This is a genomic window from Synechococcus sp. RedBA-s (genome assembly GCF_024345495.1).
In the GTDB taxonomy this organism is placed as follows: Bacteria; Cyanobacteriota; Cyanobacteriia; order PCC-6307; family Cyanobiaceae; genus Regnicoccus_A.
In genome coordinates, this window is record NZ_JAGQBF010000004.1 from 1 (window position 1) to 20,438 (window position 20,438).

Sequence of the window (20,438 nt, forward strand, 5' to 3'; positions counted from 1 at the left end):
GGTGTTCATGGCACTGTGGACCCACACCGATCCATCTCGAACTCGGTTGTGAAACGCAGTAGCGGCGACGATAGTTGGAGGGTAGCTTCCTGCAAAAATAGCTCGATGCCAGGATAAAACAATCTGAACGCTCAAGCCTCATCCTAACGCTGTTGGGAAGAGCCGAAAAAGCCACCTTTGGGTGGCTTTTTTTGTGCCTATGGTCTGACCTTTTGTGCTCTGGAACTTGTGTTCTGCTCCACGGCCCGGTTGGTACATCTGCCGTGCTGCGCTCAGGCTGGGAACTGAATCTGCTCTAAGGAGGTGAGCTGGGAATGGAGTCCCGGGTCCTCCTCGGGATTGCCTGGTCTGTTGCTGAAGATCACGGCGAGGCCGCTGCTATGGGCGGCATCCAGTTCGGCGAGGGAGTCGCTCACGAACAGGATTCTGGCTGGTGGAGAGACAAGGGATTCTGCGATCTTCAGGTAACTGGCTGGATCCTGTTTGCGGCCGATGCGGGTGTCAAACCAGCCACAGAACAGCTCTCGCAGGTCTCCGGCCGTGCTGTGGCCATAGAGGAGTTTCTGAGCAGCGACCGACCCTGAGGAGTAGACCGCCAGGCGAAGTCCAGCCGCGTGCCAACGCTTTAGGGCGGGAGCCACATCGGCAAATAGGGGAGACTGCAGACTCCCCGAGCGATAGCCCTCCTTCCAGATCAAACCCTGTAGATCCTTGAGGGCCGTGAGCTTGCGGTCTTCATCAATCAGACGCCGCAGAAAACCGCTGAGTTGATGGAGGTCGGGGGGCTCGGGCTCGATGGCCTCGCCGTCACCGTTGTGACAGTCGTTACGCCAGGCATTGTTGAGTTCACCCAGCAATGGCTGGAGGTGGGGATCCTGCCTATGTTCCAGCAGGAAGGATTCCAGTCGCGCTCTGGCATAGGGAAAAAGTGTGTCGGCGACGAAGCTCACCGGGCACGTGGTGCCTTCGATATCCAGCAGGACATGGCTGACATCTGCATCAAGTGTCAGATGGCTGAGTTCAGCGCCGACCTCTTCAGCGGCCGCTTCTGGTGTGGATGCTGGGTGCGTCATAGACCGGTGGGACGTGTTGCCAGCAGTAGCTCTCGCCAGCTCTGCTCCAGCAGGAATTCGAGAATTTCCAGATGGCGGCGGGCGCTGAAGAGATCGTCGCCCCAGGCATAGAGCCCGTGGCCGGCTACAAGTAGGCCGTGGGGTGCCTCTGCGAGGCGTGGTGAGGCGGCCTGGCTGAGCCGTTTCAGATCCTGGTCGTTGGCCAGCACGGGAATGGCGATGGAGCTGTCGTGGCTGCGCAGACCCGCGAGGCCTTTAAGCATCTCCAATCCTTCAATCCGCACGGCTGCGTCCGTGTCCAAGGCTTCAGCACCCTGCAGGGCACGACGGGAGAGCAGGGTGGCGGCCTGGGAGTGGGTGTGCAGCACGGCTGCGGCCCCGGTGCGCTTCACAATTTCCAGGTGCAACAGGGTTTCGGCGCTGGCGGCTCCACTGCCCTCGATCACCTCGGCTTCACCATTCACCAGGATCAGGTCGTGGGGCTGGATCGAGCCCTTGTCAACGCCGCTGGGGGCCATCAGCAGCTCCAGGGGCTCCCTGCCTCTCACGCAGCTGAAATTTCCGCCCGTGCCGTCGCACCATCCCCTGGCATGGATCGCTGCGATGACGCCGCTCAGGGCCCTGGCCAGCTCTCCGGGCGTGGATGTGGCCAACGGATCCATCAACGACATCGTTCCATCTTCCCGCACCTCCACGACCGCCTCCACGACCGCTTTGCCCATCACTACCCTGCGATGACACACCTCGCAGGTTCAGTGCTGGCAGGTGGGGCACCAGTGGCTGCTGCGGCCGCCCAGGCGTTCGCGCTGGATCGGTTGGCCGCAGCGCCGGCAGGGCTGACCACCACGGCGGTACACCGAGGCGACGCCTCCGTAGTTGCCGTTGGTGCCGCTGAGATCGCGGAAGTCGCTGAAGGTGGTGCCGCCCGCTCCGATGCTGATCTCGAGCACCTCGATCAGTGCCTCGCGCAGACGCTCCAGCTCAGCGAGGCTGAGGCTGCCGCTGCGGCGCCGCGGGGCCACACCGGCGGTGAACAGAGATTCGTCGGCGTAGATGTTGCCGACCCCAGCCACCAGCGCCTGATCCAGCAGAGCCGTTTTGATCGGCCGCACGGAGCCCTTCAGTTTCTGCTGCAGGTGGGTGGCGCTGAAGGCCGCGCTGAAGGGTTCAGGGCCCAGCTTCTGCAGGCCTGTCATCACACTGGAGCAAGCAACCCCTGGGGGTACGAACCACATCTGCCCGAAGCTGCGCACATCGATGAAGCGCAGTTCTTGACCCTGACCGCTCCAGCAGCGCACCCGCGTGTAGGGGCAGGGGTCACGGGGCTCCTCCAGCCAGAGGAACTGCCCGGTCATGCGCAGATGCACTCCCCAGTGGCCTGCCCCCTGGCCGCCGCGGCTGAGCTCAGCCATCAGGTATTTGCCCCGGCGGCTCCAGCTCCCCACCCGGCAACCGATCAGGCCGGCCTGGAACTGATCCACATCCTCTGGAGCGGCGATGGCCCGTGGCCTGAGTACCTCGACCTGCTCGATCTCGAAGGCCGTGAGCTGGCGCTCCAGGCCGCGCCGCACTGTTTCCACCTCAGGCAGCTCGGGCATCCGCTCAGCATCGATCCAGGTCTAGGCAGCCTGGCAGGCAGGGGCCGGCGCTCAGGCAGACAAAAAAATCCGCCCGAAGCTGAGCTCCAGGCGGATGGCGGATCGCTTTGGAGATCAGGCCGTCTCGAGTTCGCGTTCGGCGAAATTGTTGGTGTTGATGCCGCCTTCGGAGCCGCTGTAGCCGCTGTAGTTGACCTTCTCGAAGCGCACCACCACGGGGTAGCGGATGCCCGAGGTGTCGACTGACGCCACGGTGCCGACTTCGTTGAACCAGTAGGACTCAGGCCGCTTGATGCGCACCTTGTCGCCGCGGGAGATCGCCATCGCTGCGCTGTTGTGGGGTGACTGTCAGACGGAAGATACCTTCTCCGGAGGGGGGCTGAACCACGGGCGTCACGTTTCGTCGTTCGCCGCCATGGCCCTGCGTGGCAGCATCGGCGATTGCGCCACGGATCGTTGATGGAGGCACCCGTCCTCAGCCTGGAGCTGCCCGATCCGGAGCGCGACGACATCAGCACCATGGAGTTCCTCTCCCGCCTGGAGGAGGCCTGGGCTGTCTGCGACCGTTTCGATCTGCAGACGGAGATTTGGCGGGGGCGCATCCTGCGGGCGGTGCGCGACCGGGAGAAGCGGGGGGGAGAGGGCCGAGGCACCGGTTTCCTGCAGTGGCTTCGGGAGCGAGAGATCAGCAAGACCCGCGCCTACAGCCTGATCCAGCTCGCCGATTCCGCCGACAACCTGGTGGGTGACGGGCTGCTGGAGCAGGGGAGCGTCAACAACTTCTCCAAACGCGCCTTCCTCGACACTGCCCTGGCTGATCCCGAGGTGCAGCTGATGATCAGCGAAGCCGCCAATGAGGGCCAGCAGATCAGCCGCAAGCAGGTGCGGCGCCTCAGCGATGAATTCACGGCCGCCACCAGCCCGCTGTTGCCCGAGGAGATCCGCCAGCGCACCCAGGAGAATCTGCTCCCCCCCCGGGTGGTGGCCCCCCTGGTGCGGGAGCTGGCCAAGCTGCCTGAACCCCAGCAGGACGATCTGCGCCGCGCCCTGCGCGAGGAACCGGAGCTGGAGCGGATCAAGGATGTGACCAGCACCGCCCGCTGGCTGAGCAAGGCGGCCGAGGCCGGCCTCGCCGTGCGCGCCTTCCAGCATGGGGACCTCAACCTGGAGAAGGCCCTGCAGGAGGCCCAGCGGCTCGATGCCCTCGGCCTGTTTGCCGATGCCGTGGCCCAGGCCCAGCAGTTGGAGAGCGCCGTGCTCAAGCTGCACACCAGCTGGCGGCGCCTGGGTGGGTTGCAGGAGCGCCTCTGGGTGGAGAGCGGCAGCAGCACCCCCCATCTGCGCGAGCTGCTCACCGCCTTACAGAGCCTCAGCGGCACCACCTTGCGGGTTTCCCTGGGGGAGCTTTCGGGGGGGAAGCGCATCCGCCTGCAACTGGTGGAGGAGAGCCCCGACCAGCTGATGCCTCCGCCCCTGCCCTGAGCGCCATGACGGACCCGCTCGAAGCAGAGCTGCACCGCCATTTCGGTTGGACCGCCTTCCGCCCCGGCCAGCGGCCGGTGGTGGAGGCGCTGCTGGCCGGCCAAGACTGTCTGGCGGTGATGCCCACCGGCGCCGGCAAGTCGTTGTGCTTTCAGTTGCCGGCACTGGTGCGGCAGGGCCTGGTGCTGGTGGTGTCGCCCTTGGTGGCCCTGATGCAGGACCAGGTGATCCAGCTGCAGCGGCGGGGCATCCCGGCGGCCAGCCTGCACCAGGGACTGGACCTGCCCAGTCGCCGCGCCCTGCTGCGCCGATTGGAGGAGAATCGCCTGCGGCTGCTCTACCTGGCGCCGGAGCGGCTGCAGGCCGAGGCCACCCGCCAGTTGCTGGAGGAGGTGCTGGAGCAGGGGCGCCTGGTGGCCCTGGCGGTGGATGAAGCCCATTGCATCAGCGCCTGGGGCCACGACTTCCGCCCCGATTACCGGCGGCTGGGACAGTTGCGCAGCCTCTGCCCCGGAGTGCCCCTGGTGGCCCTCAGCGCCACGGCGGCCCCCCGGGTGCGGGCCGACATCATCCGCCTGCTGCAGTTGCGCCGCCCGTTGGTGCAGGTGCGCTCGGCCCGCCGCTCCAACCTCACTTATGCCATGCAGCGGCGCCCTGAGGACCCCCTGGACCTGGTGCTGGGGGCGCTGGAGCAGGCCCGGGGGGCGGTGCTGATCTACGCGCGCACCCGCCGCTCGGTGGAGCACTGGGCCGCCCGCCTCACGGCCACGGGTCGTGAGGCGATCGCCTATCACGCGGGCATGGACCCGGAGAGCCGTCGCCTGGCCCTGGAGCATTTCCAGGACAGTCCTCAGCCGGTGCTGGTGGCCACCGTGGCCTTCGGGATGGGGGTGGACCGTGCGGATGTGGGCCTGGTGCTGCACCTCGACCTGCCCGCCAGCGCCGAGGGTTATCTGCAGGAGTCGGGGCGGGCCGGCCGGGACGGGCTGCCGGCCCGCTGCCAGGTGCTGTTCGATCCGGCCGATCGGCTTTCCCTGGGGTGGGCGATGCGGGCCTCGGCCCGGCAGATGAGCCCGGAACTGCAGGACCAGGAGCGGCCGCGCCGCGACATCGCCCAGCAGCAGCTGCGGCGGATGGAGGCGGTGGCGGAGGGCAGTGGTTGCCGCGAGCAGGCCCTGCTGCTGGCAGTGGGGGAACTGGTGCCGCCCTGCGGCCGCTGCGATGTCTGCAAGCGGCCCTGCACCATCAGCGACTGGTCGCTGGACGCTGCGCGGGTGCTGGAGGTCCTGGCGCAGAAGGACGGGGTGGATCTGCGCCGCCTGGCCGAGGCCCTGGAGCAGGCCCATGCCGGCGATGGCCAGCGCTGGGGCTGGCTGACCCGCCGCCTGGTGCAGGAGGAGCTGATCAGCGAAAGCGACGACGGCAGCCAGAGGCTCTGGCTGCGCAGCGCCGGACGCCACTACCTCAACCAGCCCTGGCCCCTGCGCTGGGCGGCCTGACTTCAGCCTGCGGCGTGGCTCAACCCGCTTTGAGCTTGCAGGTGTCTTTGATCAGCTGCTCCTCGTAGTCGGCGCTGGGGTCCTCCCAGCTGCCCCAGCCGCCCGCTTCGCCGGTGGCGTTGATCTTGCGGGCGGCGCAGTTGACGGACACGAACACCGGCTGGCCGCTGCTGTTGAGGGCTGGAGCCACCTGGCTGCCGCCCATGGGCCGCCAGTTGGAGAAATCCACCTGCAGGGGGCCGTAGGTGCGCCAGTCCGGGGGGGCGGTGTTGTTGGGGTCTGGTTTGGGTTGGGGTTTGGCGGGGGCCGCGGCTGGTTTCGGTGCTGCCGCCACTGGTTTGGGAGCGGCTGCTGCAGGGGTGACGGCCGGTTTGGCTTCGGGTTCAGGCGTGGCCTGGGCCGCAGGCGCGACAACGGTTGGGGCGGGCTGCTCGGCTTGCTCGGGAGGATTCGGCGCTGGTTTTGGCTCAGGTTTGGCCTGGGCTGGCTTGGCGGCGGCTGGTTTGGCAGCTGCTGGTTTGGCGGCCGTTGGTTTGGCTGCTGCCGGCTTGGCGGCTGGGGTCCCGCTGGCTGGGCCCAGGCTGAGCTTGGTGCCCACCTGCAGGTTGTCGGGGCTCTCCAGCTTGTTCAGGCTCACCAGCCGGGCCACCGGCACGTCGTAGCGCTCGGCGATCTCCGAGAGGGTCTCACCAGCTTTGACCACGTGCACTCCTCCGGCCTTCGCGCGCGCCGCAGCGGGGGCCGCAGGCTTGGCTGGGGTCGCTGGCTTGGCTGGCTTGGCTGGTTTTGACGCGCTCTTCGCCTGGGGCACCTTGAGGAGTTGCCCCACCTGCAGCAGGTCGGCGTCCTTGAGGCCATTGAGCTCCATCAGCTTCTGCACCGACAGCCCATAGCGATCAGCGATCTCCGAGAGGGTTTCACCGGCGCTCACGGTGTGACTGCCGGCCCCGGAGGAACCCGAACCGGCCCGCGGCGCTGTCTTGGCCCCATCGGGAAGCTTGAGCTTGGTGCCGGCCTCGACCAGATCGGCATCCTTGATGCCGTTGAGTTGCATCAGCTTCTGCACCGATACGCCGTAGCGATCGGCGATCTCCGAGAGGGTCTCTCCCGACTGCACCACGTGCTGACCGGCGGCCAACCCGGGCAGTGGCTGGATCAGAGCCAGGGACAGGGCCAGGGCGGCCAGGGCACGGCGCAAGGGCTGCGGGCTGTGCATGGATGGCGCGTTCGGCTGGGTGAACCTTACGGAGAACCCCTCAGAACGCCAGCCCCCACCAGTCGCCGTTCCCTGGAAGTCAGCCCAGCAGCCGTTTGATCAGGCCCAGCCGCTCGCCATAGGGCGGGTAGCGGAAGGGAAGGTCGAGGCGGAAGGGCCTGCTCAACACGCTGCGCAGGTGCGAGAAGGTGTCAAAGCCGGCCTGGCCGTGGTAGCGGCCCATGCCACTCTCGCCGACGCCACCGAAGGGCAGCTGCGGCACCCCCACCTGCATGACCACATCGTTCATGCAGACGCCGCCGGAACTGGTGCCGGCCAGCACCTGCTCCTGGGCCGCCTGGCTGCGGCTGAACAGGTAGAGGGCCAGCGGCTTGGGCCCTTGGCGGATGAGTTCAATCGCCTGGGCCAGGCCGGATATGCCGACCACCGGCAGTAAAGGGCCGAACAGCTCGCCGGCCAGGAGCGGATCATCGCTGCTGCGGCCACTGAGCAGTTCGCTGGCCGAGTGGCAGGCGATCAGGGTGGGCGCGATCCGGCGGGTCTGGGGATCCACCTGGCCGCCGCTGAGCACCCGGCCATCCCGTCGGGCGCCCTCCAGCAGGGCCAGCAGGCGCTCGAACTGGGCCTGGTTGACGATGCGGGCGAGGTCGGGGGAGGCGAGAGGATCGTCGCCGTAGGCCCTCTGGAACTCGCCCCGCAGGCGCTCGATCAGGGCTGGCCGCACCGTCTCCTCCACCAGCAGGTGGTCCGGGGCGATGCAGGTCTGCCCGGCATTGAGCCCCTTGCCCCAGGCCAGCCGCCGGGCGGAGACCCTTAGATCGGCATCAGCCAGCACGATCGCGGGGCTGCGCCCCCCCAGCTCCAGGGTGACGGGGGTGAGATGCCGGGCCGCTGCCGCCATCACCAGTCGGCCGACGCGGCCGCCGCCGGTGAAGAAGATGAGATCGAAGGGGATCTCCAGCAGCTCGCTGGCCACCTCGGCGGCGCCTTCGCGCACCAGCACCACCTTGGGATCCAGGTGGAGGGTCACCAGCCGGGCGATCAGGGCGGAGGTGTGGGGCGCCTGCTCCGAGGGCTTGAGCACAGCGGTGTTGCCTGCGGCCAGGGCGCTCACCAAAGGCTGGAGGGTGAGCGAGAAGGGATAGTTCCAGGGACCGATGATCAGCGCGCAACCGAGCGGTTCAGCCACCAGCTCGGCGCGGCCGGGGCGCTGGGAGAGGGGCAGGGGAACGGGCCGCGGCGCCATCCAGCGCTTCAGCATCTGCTGCGCCAGGCGGAGCTCCTGGCGCACCGCCACCACCTCGAAGTAGGCCTCCACCGGCGGCTTGCCTAGATCTGCAGCCAGCGCTTCGAGGATGGCGGGCTCGTTCTCGGCCAGCAGGGTGTCGAGGCGCTGGAGCTGGGCCCTCCGCCAGGCGATCGGGCGGGTGGCGCCCGAGGTCACCGCTTCGCGCAGGGCAGCGATCGAGAGGGAGGTCGGACTCATCGACGGGGTGGCGAGGGCGGCAGGGACAGACTGATGCTGTCAGCCAAACCAATTGTGGCCATAAACAGAGGCTGATCGAGAGATTTGGCCAGGCTGGAACTCAGCAGATACGGCTGAATCAGCCGTGTTAGGCAGCAAAAACGAGAGCCATCTGCTGCCCCACCAGCCAGCAAGAATCAGCTGAGGAGAAAATATGGAAAAGGGTGAGTTGAAAAGCCCTTGACGAGATTTGAACTCGTGACCTCTCCCTTACCAAGGGAGTGCTCTACCACTGAGCTACAAGGGCATGTGGAAAGGTGGGCCGGGTTGGATTTGAACCAACGTAGGCAGAGCCAGCGGATTTACAGTCCGCCCCCATTAACCACTCGGGCACCGACCCGAACCACACCTCGACAATTTACCAGCCGACCCCCCTCATGCAGCTGCTCGCCATCAATGGCCCCAACCTGAACCTGCTGGGCATCCGCGAGCCCGGGCTCTACGGCAGCTGGACCCTGGAGGCCATCCACCACGACCTCAGCGAGCGCTCCGTCGCCCTGGGCGTGGAGCTGGCCTGGTGCCAGAGCAACCATGAGGGCGCGCTGGTAGACCGCATCCAGGCGGCCCGCGGCCAGAGTTCCGGCATCCTGATCAATGCCGCCGCCTACACCCATACCTCCATTGCCCTGCGCGATGCCCTGCTGGCCGTGGCCATCCCCTACGTGGAACTGCACCTGAGCAACACCCATGCCCGCGAACCCTTCCGCCACCACTCCCTTCTCGCCGACCGGGCCGTGGGCGTGATCTGTGGCTTCGGGGCCACCAGCTACCGGCTGGCGCTCGAAGGCCTGGTGGATCACCTGCGCAGCCGCTCGTGAGCACCCCAGCTGCGGCGATGGCAACGCCGGTGGCCCGGGTGCGCTGGCTGGCGGCGCCCAGCGGTCCCCAGTGGCTGGAGCAGGCCCTGGCCCATCCGCTGGAGCTGCTGATTGATCACGCCCATTGCGAGCGCAAGGCGGCCGGAGCGGCCCTGCAGCTGATGTTCCGCTACCCCTCCGACGAGGCACTGGCGGAGGCCCTCAGCCCCCTGGCGCGGGAGGAGCTGGAGCATTTCGAGCGAGTGCTGGCTCTGTTGGGGCGGCGGGGCCAGGCCCTGTGCCCTCTGGCGGCTCCCCCCTACGGCGCCGCTCTCGCCAAGCTGGTGCGGCGCCAGGAACCCGGGCGCATGCTCGACAGTTTTCTGGTGGCCGGCCTGATCGAGGCCCGCAGCCACGAGCGCATGGCCTTGCTGGCCGCCCACAGCCCCGATCCGGAGCTGCAGGAGCTCTATGGGGATCTGCTGGCCAGTGAGGCCCGTCATTTCGGCCTCTACTGGGTGCTCTGTGAGCGGCGCTGGCCTCGCCCCGTGGTCAGCGAGCGGCTGGAGCAGCTGGCCGCTGAGGAAGCCCAGCTGCTGGCCCGGTTGCACCCCCAGCCGCGGATGCACAGCTGAGCGGGTCGAGCAGGGGGAAGCGGCTGGCGATGCTGTCGCCAGTGAAGTGGGCCACCCAGCCCTCGGGATTCTCGAAGAAGCGCAGGGCCGTGAACCGGGGCGCAACGCCCATGTCGAACCAGTGGCGGGTGCCGGCAGGAACAGCGATCAGATCGCCCCTGGTGCAGAGCACCTGCAGCACCTCCTCGCCGATGTGCAGGCAGAACAGGCCCTGCCCCTCCACGAAGAAGCGCACCTCGTCTTCGGCGTGGGTGTGCTCGGCCAGGAACTTCAATCGCAGGGCCTGGCGATCCGGGTGGTCCGGGCCCAGCCGGATCGCATCGACGCTGGGGTAGCGGCCCTGGCCCTGGATGCGGACGATCTCGCTGGCGTAGGCCCTGAGGATGGACTCCTGGTCGGCGTCCTCCGTCAGCTCGTTTTTGACCGGCCAGCGCTCGAAACTCAGGCCGCGGGCGGCCAGCTCGGCGGCGATCACCGCGACGTCGTCGCTGCTGAGCAGGGGCTCGGACAGGGCGAGCGGGCCCGGCGCGGGTGAATGAACGGAGTGGATCTGCAGGCGGCTCACGGCGGCGCAGCGGCGATGGGATCTGGCCCCAGCTTAGAAAGCGTGCTGGCAGGCGCCGCCGGAAGCACCCCAGTGATCGATCGCGTTGATGCAACCCCGCCGCAGGAGTCCGCCTCCGCAGCGGGCCTGGTGCTGGTGGGGGTGGGCCCCGGGGATCCCGATCTGCTCACCGTGGCGGCGGTGAGGGCGATCCAGGCGGCTGAGGTGGTGGCTTACCCGGTGGCACGGCTGGAGGCGGAGGGGATGGCCGCCAGGATCGCCGCTCCCTGGCTGAGGCCGCAGCAGCGGCGGCTGCCCTTGCTCTTCCCGATGGTGGCCGAGGCGCCACCGCGGCGCCTGGCCTGGCGCCTGGCCGCCGACGCCCTGGCCCTGGAGGTGGCCGCCGGTCGGCGGGTGGTGCTGCTCTGTGAGGGCGATGTGTCGCTGTTCGCCAGTGCCTCCTATGTGCTGCTGGCCCTGCAGGAGCACCATCCCCACTGCCCGCTGCGCCTGATCCCCGGGATCACGGCGGCCTCGGCGGCGGCGGCGGCGGGCACCTGGCCCCTGGCCCTGCAGCGCCAGACCCTGCAGGTGCTGCCCACCCCCGATCAGCCCGCCGAGCTGGAGGCGCTGCTGCACACGGCCCTGGCCTGTCCGGAGGGCCAGAGGCCGGTGCTGGCCCTGCTCAAGCTGGGCGAGCGCTGGAGCTGGGTGCGGCCCCTGCTGGAGCGCCTCGGGCTGCTGGAGGGGGCCCTCTTTGCCCGGCGCGTGGGCTGGCCCGACCAGCTGCTGGCGCCCGCCTCGGCGCTGCCGCCGGATGGCGATGGCTCTGCCACCTACTTCTCGCTGCTGCTGGTGCGCTGCGGCTGGCCTGAGGTGCTCCCCGAGCCGGCGGCGGCCTGCGCGGAGCAGGGTCAGGATGCTTGCCTGAAGGAACCGCCTGGAGGTCCATGAATCCAATCGACTGGTTCGCCCTGCTTCACCCGGTGCTGGTGATCCTGTTCGTGTACCCGGTGGTGGGGGCGACCATTCGACTGGGAATCCTGGCCCGGGAGCGTCGGCTGAAGATTCACCCCCAGCCGCCCACGGTGGGGGTGGAACATGCCGACCACGGCCGCTGGCTCACCGGCGGGATGGTGGTGGCGGTGCTGGTGGCCCTGATCTATTCCTTCACCAATAAATTCATCAACCCCGAGCCCGCCTTCGAGGGGGGCGTCCAGCGCCTGGCCCTGCTGCTGCTGGTGAGCACGGGCACCTTCGCCAGCCTGGTGGCCCTCTGGCGGGTGAAGACCAGCAGCCTGCGGGCCAGCTTCGCGCTGCTCACCTGGGTGGGTCTGCTGGGGCTGGGCAGCCAGCCGGAGATCTGGCGTCTGAGCGACAACCCCTTCGAGGGGTCGTTCTGGGCGTCTCATTACTGGAGCGGTGTGCTGCTCACCGGCCTGATGCTGTTCTCGATGTCGGCCAAGCCGGAGATCTTCCGTTCCCTGAAGATGCGCCGCCTGCATGTGAGCGTGAACATCCTGGTGGCGGTGCTGCTGGCGGTTCAGGGGATCACCGGCAGCCGCGACCTGCTGGAGATCCCGGTGAGCTGGCAGAAGCCGGCGATCTACTCCTGCGACTTCGAGAAGCGCGTCTGCCCGGCCCCGGCTAAAAGCGCCAGCGCCGCCTCAGGGCTGGGGGCCCGCATCAGCTGATGGCGCAGGCTGGCGGCGCCCGCAAACCCCTGGCAGGTCCAGCCCAGGTGTTTGCGGGCGATCAGCAGCCCCTGCTCGCCCCGGGCCGCCACCAGGGCCTCCAGGTGCTCCCGCGCCAGGGCCAGCCGCTCGGGTGTACCGGGCAGCGGCGGGATCGGCCGGCCGCTGAGGGCGGCATCGATGCGGCCCACCAGCCAGGGGGCTCCCAGCGTGCCCCGGCCCACCATCACGCCGTCGGCGCCGGTGCGCTCCAGGCACTCGATGGCCTGCTCGGGGCCGCTGATGTCGCCGTTGGCGATCAGGGGAATGGAGAGGGCCCGCTTCACCCGGGCGATGGCGTCCCAGTCGGCTGAACCGGAGAAGCCCTGCTCACGGGTGCGGCCATGCAGGGTGAGGGCCTGGGCTCCGGCCCCCTGCAAGGCCAGGGCGAAGCCCACCGGATCGGAGGAGTCGCCGCACCAGCCCAGCCGCGTCTTGACGGTGACCGGCAGCGACACAGCCCCACTCACGGCCTCGACGATGCGGCAGGCCAGGGCCGGGTCGCGCAGCAGGCCGCTGCCGCCGCCCTTGCGGGCGATCTTGCGCACCGGGCAGCCCATGTTGATGTCGATCAGGAAGGCGCCGGCCGCCTCGGCCCGTCGGGCGGCCTCGGCCATCGCCAGGGGCCGGTGGTCGAAGAGCTGAACGGCGATCGGGCCGCGCTCGGCCTCCAGGCCCGCCAGCTTGTCGCCGCCGTGACCCAGCTCCAGGCTGGTGGCATTCACCATCTCGGTGAAGAGCAGGGCATCGGGTGCCCAGCGGCGCACGAAGCCACGAAAAATCCGGTCGCTCACTCCGGCCAGGGGTGACTGCAGCACGCGGCAGCGCAGGCTCCTCGGCGTGCCGCGACCCGGCAGGCTCAGGGGTGCATCGTGGAGGGAGCTGGAAGCCATGACCATGTCAGCGTCGTCAGCGTCGTCAGCGTCGCAGCCGCAGGGCGCAGCGGATCCCCAGCCACTCAGCCGGGCCCTTTTGATGATGATCCTCGACGATCGCCTCAGCGATCGTTTCGTCTGTGAGCTGATCTGGCGGCGGCTGGGCTACGGGCCCCAGGAGGAGGAGGCGATCTGGCTGGCGGGGCCCACCACGCCGCCCGCCTGGGCCGAAGCCTTCCCCCGGGCACCGGAGTTGATCGCCGAGCGCCCCCCCAGCGTGCGCCTCACCCGCTCCATCCCCGCCGAGCACAAGCAGCTGCTCAAAACCCAGCTGGGTTTCGCCGGCTACCGCATCGATGAGCTGGTGCCGCGCCGCACCCGCCGGGCCACGGCCGTGAGCTGGCTGCTGGCCGATCTGGCCAGCCGCGGCGAGGAGCTGCCTCCTCAGGGGCCGTTGCCGGAGCCCCAGGAGGCGATGTCGCCCGCGGATTAAAGACTGTGATGGAAGCAGCTTCACTCTGTAGGGTTGAAGCAAGACATCGTTGTTGAGATAAAAGTTCTTGGCGCTTCCAGTCGTCGCCATCATTGGGCGGCCCAATGTGGGGAAATCCACCCTGGTGAATCGGCTCTGCCGCAGCCGTGAGGCGATCGTGCACGATCAGCCGGGCGTCACCCGTGATCGCACCTACCAGGAAGGCTTCTGGGGGGATCGTCGCTTTCGGGTGGTGGACACCGGCGGCCTCGTCTTCGATGACGACAGCGAATTCCTGCCGGAGATCCGCGAGCAGGCCAGCCTGGCTTTGGCCGAAGCCTCGGTGGCGGTGGTGATCGTCGATGGCCAGCAGGGCCTCACCGCGGCTGATCAGGCCATCGCAGACTGGTTGCGCGGCCAGAAGGTGCCGGTGCTGGTGGCGGTGAACAAATGCGAATCGCCCGACCAGGGTCTGGCCATGGCCGCCGACTTCTGGGGTCTGGGTTTGGGGGAGCCTCATCCCGTCTCGGCCATCCACGGTGCCGGCACCGGTGATCTGCTTGATCAGGTGATCGGCTTCCTGCCCACCACCCCCGAAGAGGACACGGAAGAGCCGATCCAGCTGGCGATTATCGGCCGCCCCAACGTGGGCAAATCCAGCCTGCTCAACTCCATCTGCGGTGAAGCGCGGGCGATCGTCAGTCCGATCCGCGGCACCACCCGCGACACGATCGACACCACGATCGAGCGGGAAGGCAAGACCTGGAAGCTGCTTGACACCGCCGGCATCCGTCGTCGCCGCAGCGTCAGCTACGGCCCGGAATACTTCGGCATCAACCGCAGCTTCAAGGCGGTGGAGCGCAGCGATGTCTGCGTGATGGTGATCGATGCCCTTGATGGCGTCACCGAACAGGATCAACGGGTGGCGGGTCGCATCGAAGAGGACGGCCGCGCCTGCGTGATCGTGGTGAACAAGTGGGACGCGATCGAGAAGGACAGCCACACCATGGCGGCGATGGAGAAGGAGCTGCGCGCCAAGCTCTACTTCCTCGACTGGGCGCCGATGCTGTTCACCTCCGCCCTCACCGGCCAGCGGGTCGAGAGCATCTTTGCCCTGGCGATGCTGGCGGTGGAGCAGCACCGCCGCCGCGTCACCACCTCGGTGGTGAATGAGGTGCTGCAGGAGGCGGTGAGCTGGCGTTCGCCCCCCACCAGCCGCGGCGGCCGCCAGGGCCGCATCTACTACGGCACCCAGGTGGCCACTCGGCCCCCCAGCTTCACCCTGTTCGTCAACGACCCGAAGCTGTTCGGCGAAACCTACCGCCGTTATGTGGAGCGCCAGATCCGCGAAGGTCTGGGCTTCGACGGCTCACCGATCCGGCTGTTCTGGCGCGGCAAGCAGCAACGCGACGCCGAGAAGGAACTGTCCCGGCAGCAGAGCCGCTCAGCCTCCTGATGCGCAGCCTCTTGCTGGTGCGCCCCTGATGGACTGGCTGCGCCAGCTGCCGATCGGCCAGTACGTCGATGGTCAGCGGGGATGGCTGCGGCGGCTGGATGCCCGCCTCAAGCTGGCCTGGACCCTCGCCTTCCTGGTCACTCCGGTGCTGGCCGGCCCCCAGTGGCGTCTGTCTCTGGTGGCGCTGTTGCTGCTGATCACAGCGGTCTGTGGTCTGCCCTGGCGCCTGTGGCGGCGCAACCTGCCGCTGTTGCTGGTCCTCTGCCTGCTGGTGGGCCTGCTGGCGTCGCTGGTGCCGGTGGGGGTGGTGGCCTCCGCCAGCACCATGCGCTCCCCGCAGGAACTGCAGCTGGCTCCGGCCCCAGCCGGCCAGTCGGCACCCCGGCGCCTCGGCCTGCCCTGGGAGGTGCTGCGCTGGGGACCCATCCAGCTCGGACCCCTGCCGATCGGCCCGCTGGTGGTGAACCGCCGCTCCGCTGAGCTGGGTCTGAACAGCGCCACGCTGCTGTTCACCCTGCTGCACAGCGCCAACCTGCTGCTGCTCTCCACCCCGCCGGAGGAGCTGGTGTGGGCTCTGAGCTGGGTGATCACGCCGCTCGGAGCCCTGGGGCTGCCGGTGGAGCGGCTGGGCTTCACGCTGCTGCTCTCCCTGCGCTTCCTGCCGCTGGTGCAGGAGGAGTTCCAGAACCTGCTGCGCTCGATCGCCACCCGGGCGGTGAACCTCAAGAGTCTGGGCTGGAAGGGGGGGCTCGGCCTGATGCTTTCGGTGGCGGAGCGCCTGCTCGCCAACCTGCTGCTGCGCTCGGAGCAGGGGGCCGAAGCGCTGATGGCCCGCGGGGGGCACTGGGTGCCTCCGGCGCAGATGCGCCTGGTCCGGCAGGCCGCCCGCTGGCTGAATCTGGTGGCAGCAAGCGCACTTTTTCTCTTTCTTGGGCTGCGCTGGCAGTACGGTGCGCTGTAATTGGTAGCCATTTCAGCCGCGAGTGAGCGTCAACGCGACCACCGAGCGATACCTCAATCATCCGACTTTCGGGCTGCTCTATCGGGTGGCTCCTGCCGGTGAAGATCGCGATCTGTTCGCCACTCTCTACGCCCAGCGGATGTTCTTTCTGGTGACCTTGCAGCCAAGGGGGGCCCAGTTCGAGGTGATTCCGCTGATGGATGCCCGCCACGTGGCGGAGCAGAACCTAGCCCGGGCCCGGCGGGATGGCAGTGCCCATCTGCCCCGCTGGCGCCAGCTGTTCGATCAGACCTTCATCTGATCCCGCCGTGGCTTTGAGCTTGATGGGATGAGCATGGCCACATCCGCTGACGGCCTCGCCCAGCGGCTAGAGGACCTGCAGGGGCAGTTGCCGCCGCGGGCCCGCCTGCTGGCGGTCAGCAAGGGGCAACCGGCGCTCCGCCTGCGGGAGGCGGTGGGCCTGGGGCTGCGCAGCTTTGGCGAAAGCCGGCTGCAGGAGGCCCAGGCCAAACAGGCGGAGCTGGCCGACCTCGAACCGCTCGACTGGCATTTCATCGGCCGGCTGCAGGCCAACAAGGCTCGGGGGGTGCTGCGCCACTTCGGCACGATCCATTCCGTGGACAGTTTTGCCCTCGCAGAGCGCTTGCAGCGTATCGCCGCCGAGGAGCAGCTCAGCCCCCGGCTGTTCTTCCAGGTGAAGCTGCGGCCAGATCCCGGCAAGACGGGATTCGAGCCCCTTGAGCTGGAGCGCCTCTGGCCCCGGCTGCTGGCGCTGGAGCCGCTTCTGCCCGTGGGTCTGATGACGATCGCGCCCCTGGGGCTGGAGGCCGACCAGCGCTTCAGGCTCTTCCGCGACTGCGCGGAGCTGGCGGCGAGCCTGGGCCTTGGGGAGCTTTCGATGGGCATGAGCAACGACTGGTCCGAGGCGGTGCGGGCGGGCAGCACCTGGGTGCGGATCGGCTCGGCCCTGTTCGGCCCGAGGGCCTGATCTCTGTTTCGGAAATTGGTATCGAGGTTGTGTCCAGTTGCAACCAAAGGCGTGGGACGCTATGTAAGTACATCTCCATCCGAAGGTTCCAACGGTGTCGTTGTTTTCCCGCCTGCGTGCCGTCGTTTCCGGAGACGACTACCTAGAGGGTGACTACGACGACGAGCTGGACTACGACCCTGGCGATGCGCCCGCAAGCACGGCGTCCTCCAGTCGCCCCGCCCTCTCCAGCGGCAGTGCCCTGGCCCTGACCAGCGACTTCAGCAGCGACGATCCCTTCGGCTCCGTGGGTTCCTCCAGCAACGTCATCGGCATGCCGGGGCTGTCCTCCTCCGCGGCGGAGGTCACCTTGATGGAGCCGAGGAGCTTCGATGAGATGCCTCGGGCGATCCAGGCCCTGCGGGACCGCAAGACCGTGATCCTCAACCTCACGATGATGGAGCCCGACCAGGCCCAGCGGGCGGTGGATTTCGTGGCGGGTGGCACCTTCGCCATCGATGGCCACCAGGAGCGGGTGGGCGAGAGCATCTTCCTGTTCGCCCCCAGCTGTGTCACGGTCACCACCGCCAGCGGTGAAGAGCCCTCCTCGCCCACGATCGTCTCCAGCCGCGAGCCCGCTTCCGGCGAGAGCGATCCAGCTGCCCCCAGCCCGGCCTGGGGCCGCCAGGATTCCGCCACCGGCTTCAGCCTCTGAATCCCTCCCGTCTGGGTGTGATCGGTCTGGGTCGTATGGCCCGGGCACTTCTGCTGCCGCTGCTGGATCAGGGGGTGATTGCCCGCGATCAGGTGCAGGCGGTGGTGGCCAGCGAGGAGTCGGCCCACCGCCTTCAGGCTGAACTGGGTGTGGCCGTGGGCCTTGATGCGGCCCCCGCCTGGGCGGCCCCGGTGGTGCTGCTGGCGGTGAAGCCCCAGCTGCTGGACAAGGTTTCCGCTGCAGCGCCTCCACCGCCCGCCGCGGCTGATCCCCCCCTGCTGATTTCAGTGCTGGCCGGGGTCAGCCTGGAGCGGCTGCAGCGCTCCTTCCCGGGCTGGCGTTGCGTGCGGACCGTGCCCAACACCCCCTGCCTGGTGGGAGCGGGCATCACCGGCCTGGCCTGGGGCGACGATCTGCCCGCCGAGCAGCGCCAGTGGGTGCTGGATCTCTTCGCCCGCGTCGGTGTGGTCAAGGAGTTGCCCGAGGGCCAGCTGGATGGCCTGCTGGCTGTGGCCTCCTCCGGCCCGGCCCTGGCGGCGGTGCTGCTGGAGGCGTTTGCCGATGGTGGCGTGGCCGCAGGCTTGCCCCGGCCCCTGGCCTTGGAGCTGGCCCTGGGAATGATGAAGGGGTCGATCAAGCTGCTGGAGGAACAGGGCCTGCATCCCGCCGAGTTGAAGGACATGGTGACCAGCCCGGCGGGCACCACGATCGCGGCCCTGCGTCAGCTGGAGCAGGCGGGGGTGCGCAGTGCCCTGATCGAGGCGGTGCTTGCGGCGGCGGAACGCAGCCGAGCGCTGAACGCCGGCTAGGGCCTGCAGTGAGCCCACCAGCCAGCTGATCTGGTTCGGCGTTCTCAGGCCTTCTGCTTCTTCCCCAGGCGCGGCTCCTCGCCCGCCAGCAACCGCTTCAGGTTGCTGCGGTGTCGCCACACCACCAGCACGGTGGTGAGCACCGCCAGGGCCAGGTAGGCGGGCCTCAGGCCGGTGCCGGCTCCGGCAAAGGCCCCCAGCATCAACAGCGGCAGGCTCAGGGCCGCCACGATGCTGGAGAGAGAGACGATGCGGCTGATGGTGAGGCAGGCCAGAAAGGTGCCGAAGCAGGCCAGGCCCACCGCCGGCACCAGGCCCAGCAGCATCCCCAGCCCCGTGGCCACGGCCTTGCCCCCTTGGCCGCCCAGCCACACCGGCCAGATGTGACCCGCCAGGGCCGCCAGGCCGGCTCCCACCACCCACCAGTCGGTGAGAGGGGTGAAGCCGCTGGGCTGCAGCAGGGCCTTGGCCAGCAGCACCGCGGCAGTGCCCTTGAGCACATCCACCAGGAACACCACCAGGGCGGGGCCCTTGCCCAGCTGGCGCAGCACGTTCGTGGCCCCGGTGGAGCCGGAGCCCAGCTGGCGCAGGTCGATGCCAGCCAGCCAGCGGCCGGCCAGCCAGCCCGTGGGCAGCGAACCCAGCAAGTATCCCGCCGCCAGCAGCAGCAGGGGCAGGAGCGTCTGGCTCATGGCAGGTCCTGCTCCAGGGCCAGCTCGTTGGCGGTGGCGGCGAAGGCCAGCCAGAGGGGAAACTGCAGCACCGGGATGTCGACCACCTGCTCGGCGGCATCCACGACGATGAAGGGCAGCTCGCCGCGCTCCTCCAGTCGGTCGGCCCGCTCGATCAGGGCATCAGGCCGCTCGAACAGCACGATGCCGCTGTTGGGGCCGAAGTCTTCCCGGGCCAGGCCCAGGCAATCCTGCAGGCCGCGGCGCCACTCCCCGAGCCGCTCGGGCTCTCCGGCCAGCACCAGGGTCTGGAAGCGCTCGCCGTAGAGGTCGCCCAGGATCGCCACGGCTCCGGCGGTGATCAGGGCATTGCGGTTGCGGCTGCCGCTGCTGGCCTGGGCCCCCCGCCCGCCCTGGCTGAGGAACCAGTCGTCGAGCAGGGCGGCGGCGGCGGGCTCCAGGCTGCGCCGCAGCTTCCAGGGATCGGCATAGAAATCGGGCTGGCCCTGGAAGCTGGAGAGGCGATCGCGGATCAGCTCGGCGTCCTGGCTGAACTGGCCCGCCGCCGCCGGCGGCATCGGCTGAACTGCGGCCGCAGCCGCAGCAGCGGACGCCGCCGGCGCCGAGGGGGGAGGGTCGAGGGGGGAGGGCTGCAACTGCAGGGGCTGCACCACCAGCTCCATCAGCTCCGCCTGGCTGGCCAGGTCCTGCAGGGCCACCACCAGGTAGTCCTGGAAGCCCTTGAGCCGGCGGGCGATGCCATCGGCGCGGCCGCTGGGGCTGCCGTTGAGATCGGCGTCCAGCTGCTGCCGCCGCTGCTCCAGGGCCTCGATCTCCCCCAGCAGCGTCGCCCGGCGCTCACGCAAGTCGAGGAGAGCCAGCTCCAGCAGCTCCTCGCGAGTGGCGGGCTCGGGATGGTGCTCAGGGCTGGGCTCTGTGGGGGGGGTGGGGTCGCTCATGGCAGGGCGCTGAGGTGGAGCTCCAGCTGTTGACGCAGGGCGGTGGCATCAAAGATCACCGGCAGCAGGTGGGGACTCTGGCGTTCACGGAAATAAAACAGCACCGGCAGGGGCCCCCAGAACACCGTCCAGCCGAGCCAGTCGCTGTAGGGGAAGCGGCGCAGCAGCCTGGAGCGGCTCCACACCAGCAGGGCCTCGTCGCTGAACTGCAGGCGCAGCAGCAGGGTCTGCAGCAACAGGAACAGCCCCAGCACGCCCACCACCCCGGCGGCGATCGGTGCCCCATTCCAGACGCGCTGAAGGGGTAGCAGCGCCAGCCCCAGGGCAAGGATCCCCAGGGGCAGCCAGGGCCGCGGCGCCAGGATCACCCCGGCGGCCGGATCAGGACCGCTCGACCCTGGACTTGTTGAAGGTGTCATCGCCCCATGCTGCAGCGCCTGCCCCCCCGTTG

General features: G+C 68.7%; 24 protein-coding genes, 2 tRNA genes and 1 rRNA gene. 14 read left to right on the plus strand and 13 right to left on the minus strand.

The annotated features are described in order from the left end of the window. Positions 1 to 114: ribosomal RNA gene (rrf, locus tag KBY67_RS02115) — 5S ribosomal RNA — on the plus strand; the annotation flags it as partial. Positions 115 to 272: 158 nt separating this feature from the next. Here the strand turns inward: rrf and mtnC are convergent. From mtnC to KBY67_RS02135, 4 genes are all read right to left on the minus strand, one after another. Continuing rightward, positions 273 to 1,073, minus strand: coding sequence for an acireductone synthase (gene mtnC, locus KBY67_RS02120; RefSeq protein WP_255108218.1), 801 nt, complete (start codon positions 1,071 to 1,073; stop codon positions 273 to 275). Next, positions 1,070 to 1,735 carry a methylthioribulose 1-phosphate dehydratase gene (gene mtnB / locus KBY67_RS02125; RefSeq protein ID WP_255108469.1) on the minus strand — a complete coding sequence of 222 codons (666 nt, stop codon included), beginning with the start codon at positions 1,733 to 1,735 and terminating at the stop codon, positions 1,070 to 1,072. Before mtnB ends, mtnC begins: the two co-directional genes overlap by 4 nt. Positions 1,736 to 1,825: 90 nt before the next feature. Beyond that, entirely contained in the window at positions 1,826 to 2,671 is an 846-nt protein-coding gene (locus KBY67_RS02130; RefSeq protein WP_255108220.1) for a DNA-formamidopyrimidine glycosylase, read from the minus strand. Positions 2,672 to 2,785: 114 nt separating this feature from the next. After that, positions 2,786 to 2,995, minus strand: coding sequence for a photosystem I reaction center subunit IV (locus KBY67_RS02135; protein WP_255108222.1), 210 nt, complete (start codon positions 2,993 to 2,995; stop codon positions 2,786 to 2,788). A 135-nt stretch (positions 2,996 to 3,130) separates the two neighbouring features. Between KBY67_RS02135 and KBY67_RS02140 the strand changes: the two genes are divergently transcribed. Together KBY67_RS02140 and KBY67_RS02145 are read left to right on the plus strand one after the other, a co-directional pair. Then, positions 3,131 to 4,153, plus strand: a complete 1,023-nt coding sequence (locus KBY67_RS02140) for a hypothetical protein (RefSeq protein ID WP_255108224.1) — start codon at positions 3,131 to 3,133, stop codon at positions 4,151 to 4,153. A 5-nt stretch (positions 4,154 to 4,158) separates the two neighbouring features. Next, a complete protein-coding gene (locus tag KBY67_RS02145) occupies positions 4,159 to 5,652 on the plus strand; it encodes an ATP-dependent DNA helicase RecQ (RefSeq protein WP_255108226.1) in 1,494 nt (497 codons plus the stop codon). Positions 5,653 to 5,671: 19 nt separating this feature from the next. Here KBY67_RS02145 and KBY67_RS02150 read toward each other — a convergent pair whose 3' ends face one another. The 4 genes from KBY67_RS02150 to KBY67_RS02165 form a co-directional block, all read right to left on the minus strand. After that, positions 5,672 to 6,868, minus strand: a complete 1,197-nt coding sequence (locus KBY67_RS02150; protein ID WP_255108228.1) for a LysM domain-containing protein — start codon at positions 6,866 to 6,868, stop codon at positions 5,672 to 5,674. Between the two features lie 79 nt (positions 6,869 to 6,947). Then, the gene (locus KBY67_RS02155) at positions 6,948 to 8,354 is read right to left on the minus strand and encodes an aldehyde dehydrogenase family protein (RefSeq protein ID WP_255108231.1); all 1,407 of its coding nucleotides are present in this window, start codon (positions 8,352 to 8,354) and stop codon (positions 6,948 to 6,950) included. Between the two features lie 214 nt (positions 8,355 to 8,568). Next, a tRNA-Thr gene (locus KBY67_RS02160) sits at positions 8,569 to 8,640 on the minus strand. Positions 8,641 to 8,651: 11 nt separating this feature from the next. After that, positions 8,652 to 8,733, minus strand: a tRNA-Tyr gene (locus tag KBY67_RS02165). A 37-nt stretch (positions 8,734 to 8,770) separates the two neighbouring features. On the opposite strand from KBY67_RS02165, the gene aroQ reads away from it, so the two are divergent. Both aroQ and KBY67_RS02175 read left to right on the plus strand, forming a co-directional pair. Beyond that, complete coding sequence (gene aroQ, locus KBY67_RS02170) at positions 8,771 to 9,211, plus strand: type II 3-dehydroquinate dehydratase (protein ID WP_255108233.1); 441 nt, start codon at positions 8,771 to 8,773, stop codon at positions 9,209 to 9,211. 17 nt (positions 9,212 to 9,228) lie between these two features. After that, the gene (locus KBY67_RS02175; RefSeq protein WP_255108472.1) at positions 9,229 to 9,825 is read left to right on the plus strand and encodes a tRNA-(ms[2]io[6]A)-hydroxylase; all 597 of its coding nucleotides are present in this window, start codon (positions 9,229 to 9,231) and stop codon (positions 9,823 to 9,825) included. On the opposite strand, the gene KBY67_RS02180 is transcribed toward KBY67_RS02175, so the two are convergent. Further along, positions 9,743 to 10,390 (minus strand): acireductone dioxygenase, encoded by a 648-nt coding sequence (locus KBY67_RS02180; protein ID WP_255108234.1) that lies wholly within the window; start codon positions 10,388 to 10,390, stop codon positions 9,743 to 9,745. The genes KBY67_RS02175 and KBY67_RS02180 overlap by 83 nt on opposite strands. Positions 10,391 to 10,525: 135 nt before the next feature. Between KBY67_RS02180 and KBY67_RS02185 the strand changes: the two genes are divergently transcribed. After that, positions 10,526 to 11,323 carry an SAM-dependent methyltransferase gene (locus tag KBY67_RS02185; protein WP_255108474.1) on the plus strand — a complete coding sequence of 266 codons (798 nt, stop codon included), beginning with the start codon at positions 10,526 to 10,528 and terminating at the stop codon, positions 11,321 to 11,323. Next, a complete protein-coding gene (locus KBY67_RS02190; RefSeq protein WP_255108236.1) occupies positions 11,320 to 12,063 on the plus strand; it encodes a DUF4079 domain-containing protein in 744 nt (247 codons plus the stop codon). Before KBY67_RS02185 ends, KBY67_RS02190 begins: the two co-directional genes overlap by 4 nt. Here the strand turns inward: KBY67_RS02190 and dusB are convergent. Beyond that, a complete protein-coding gene (gene dusB / locus KBY67_RS02195; protein ID WP_255108238.1) occupies positions 11,976 to 12,995 on the minus strand; it encodes a tRNA dihydrouridine synthase DusB in 1,020 nt (339 codons plus the stop codon). The two genes, KBY67_RS02190 and dusB, sit on opposite strands and share 88 nt — an antisense overlap. Positions 12,996 to 12,999: 4 nt before the next feature. Between dusB and KBY67_RS02200 the strand changes: the two genes are divergently transcribed. The 7 genes from KBY67_RS02200 (at position 13,000) to proC (ending at position 18,357) form a co-directional block, all read left to right on the plus strand. Continuing rightward, positions 13,000 to 13,470 carry a DUF1823 family protein gene (locus KBY67_RS02200; protein ID WP_255108476.1) on the plus strand — a complete coding sequence of 157 codons (471 nt, stop codon included), beginning with the start codon at positions 13,000 to 13,002 and terminating at the stop codon, positions 13,468 to 13,470. A gap of 67 nt (positions 13,471 to 13,537) precedes the next feature. Beyond that, on the plus strand, positions 13,538 to 14,905 hold the full coding sequence (gene der, locus KBY67_RS02205) for a ribosome biogenesis GTPase Der (protein WP_255108239.1): 1,368 nt from the start codon (positions 13,538 to 13,540) through the stop codon (positions 14,903 to 14,905). A gap of 28 nt (positions 14,906 to 14,933) precedes the next feature. Continuing rightward, the gene (locus KBY67_RS02210) at positions 14,934 to 15,866 is read left to right on the plus strand and encodes a CbiQ family ECF transporter T component (protein WP_255108241.1); all 933 of its coding nucleotides are present in this window, start codon (positions 14,934 to 14,936) and stop codon (positions 15,864 to 15,866) included. Between the two features lie 22 nt (positions 15,867 to 15,888). Next, positions 15,889 to 16,167, plus strand: a complete 279-nt coding sequence (locus KBY67_RS02215; RefSeq protein ID WP_255108243.1) for a PipX family protein — start codon at positions 15,889 to 15,891, stop codon at positions 16,165 to 16,167. Between the two features lie 33 nt (positions 16,168 to 16,200). Continuing rightward, entirely contained in the window at positions 16,201 to 16,854 is a 654-nt protein-coding gene (locus KBY67_RS02220; protein ID WP_255108247.1) for a YggS family pyridoxal phosphate-dependent enzyme, read from the plus strand. 94 nt (positions 16,855 to 16,948) lie between these two features. Continuing rightward, positions 16,949 to 17,548, plus strand: coding sequence for a cell division protein SepF (locus tag KBY67_RS02225; protein ID WP_255108249.1), 600 nt, complete (start codon positions 16,949 to 16,951; stop codon positions 17,546 to 17,548). After that, positions 17,545 to 18,357: a pyrroline-5-carboxylate reductase gene (proC, locus tag KBY67_RS02230; protein WP_399213780.1), complete on the plus strand. Its 813-nt coding sequence runs from the start codon at positions 17,545 to 17,547 to the stop codon at positions 18,355 to 18,357. The genes KBY67_RS02225 and proC overlap by 4 nt, the downstream gene beginning before the upstream one ends. Positions 18,358 to 18,401: 44 nt before the next feature. Here the strand turns inward: proC and plsY are convergent, their stop codons facing one another. From plsY to KBY67_RS02245, 3 genes are read right to left on the minus strand one after another with little or no spacing between them, the layout of a single operon-like run. Next, on the minus strand, positions 18,402 to 19,049 hold the full coding sequence (gene plsY, locus KBY67_RS02235; RefSeq protein ID WP_255108253.1) for a glycerol-3-phosphate 1-O-acyltransferase PlsY: 648 nt from the start codon (positions 19,047 to 19,049) through the stop codon (positions 18,402 to 18,404). Continuing rightward, complete coding sequence (locus KBY67_RS02240; protein ID WP_255108256.1) at positions 19,046 to 19,987, minus strand: DUF3086 domain-containing protein; 942 nt, start codon at positions 19,985 to 19,987, stop codon at positions 19,046 to 19,048. The genes plsY and KBY67_RS02240 overlap by 4 nt, the downstream gene beginning before the upstream one ends. Then, entirely contained in the window at positions 19,984 to 20,406 is a 423-nt protein-coding gene (locus KBY67_RS02245; protein WP_255108259.1) for a DUF3119 family protein, read from the minus strand. Before KBY67_RS02245 ends, KBY67_RS02240 begins: the two co-directional genes overlap by 4 nt. Between the last annotated feature and the right edge of the window lie 32 nt (positions 20,407 to 20,438).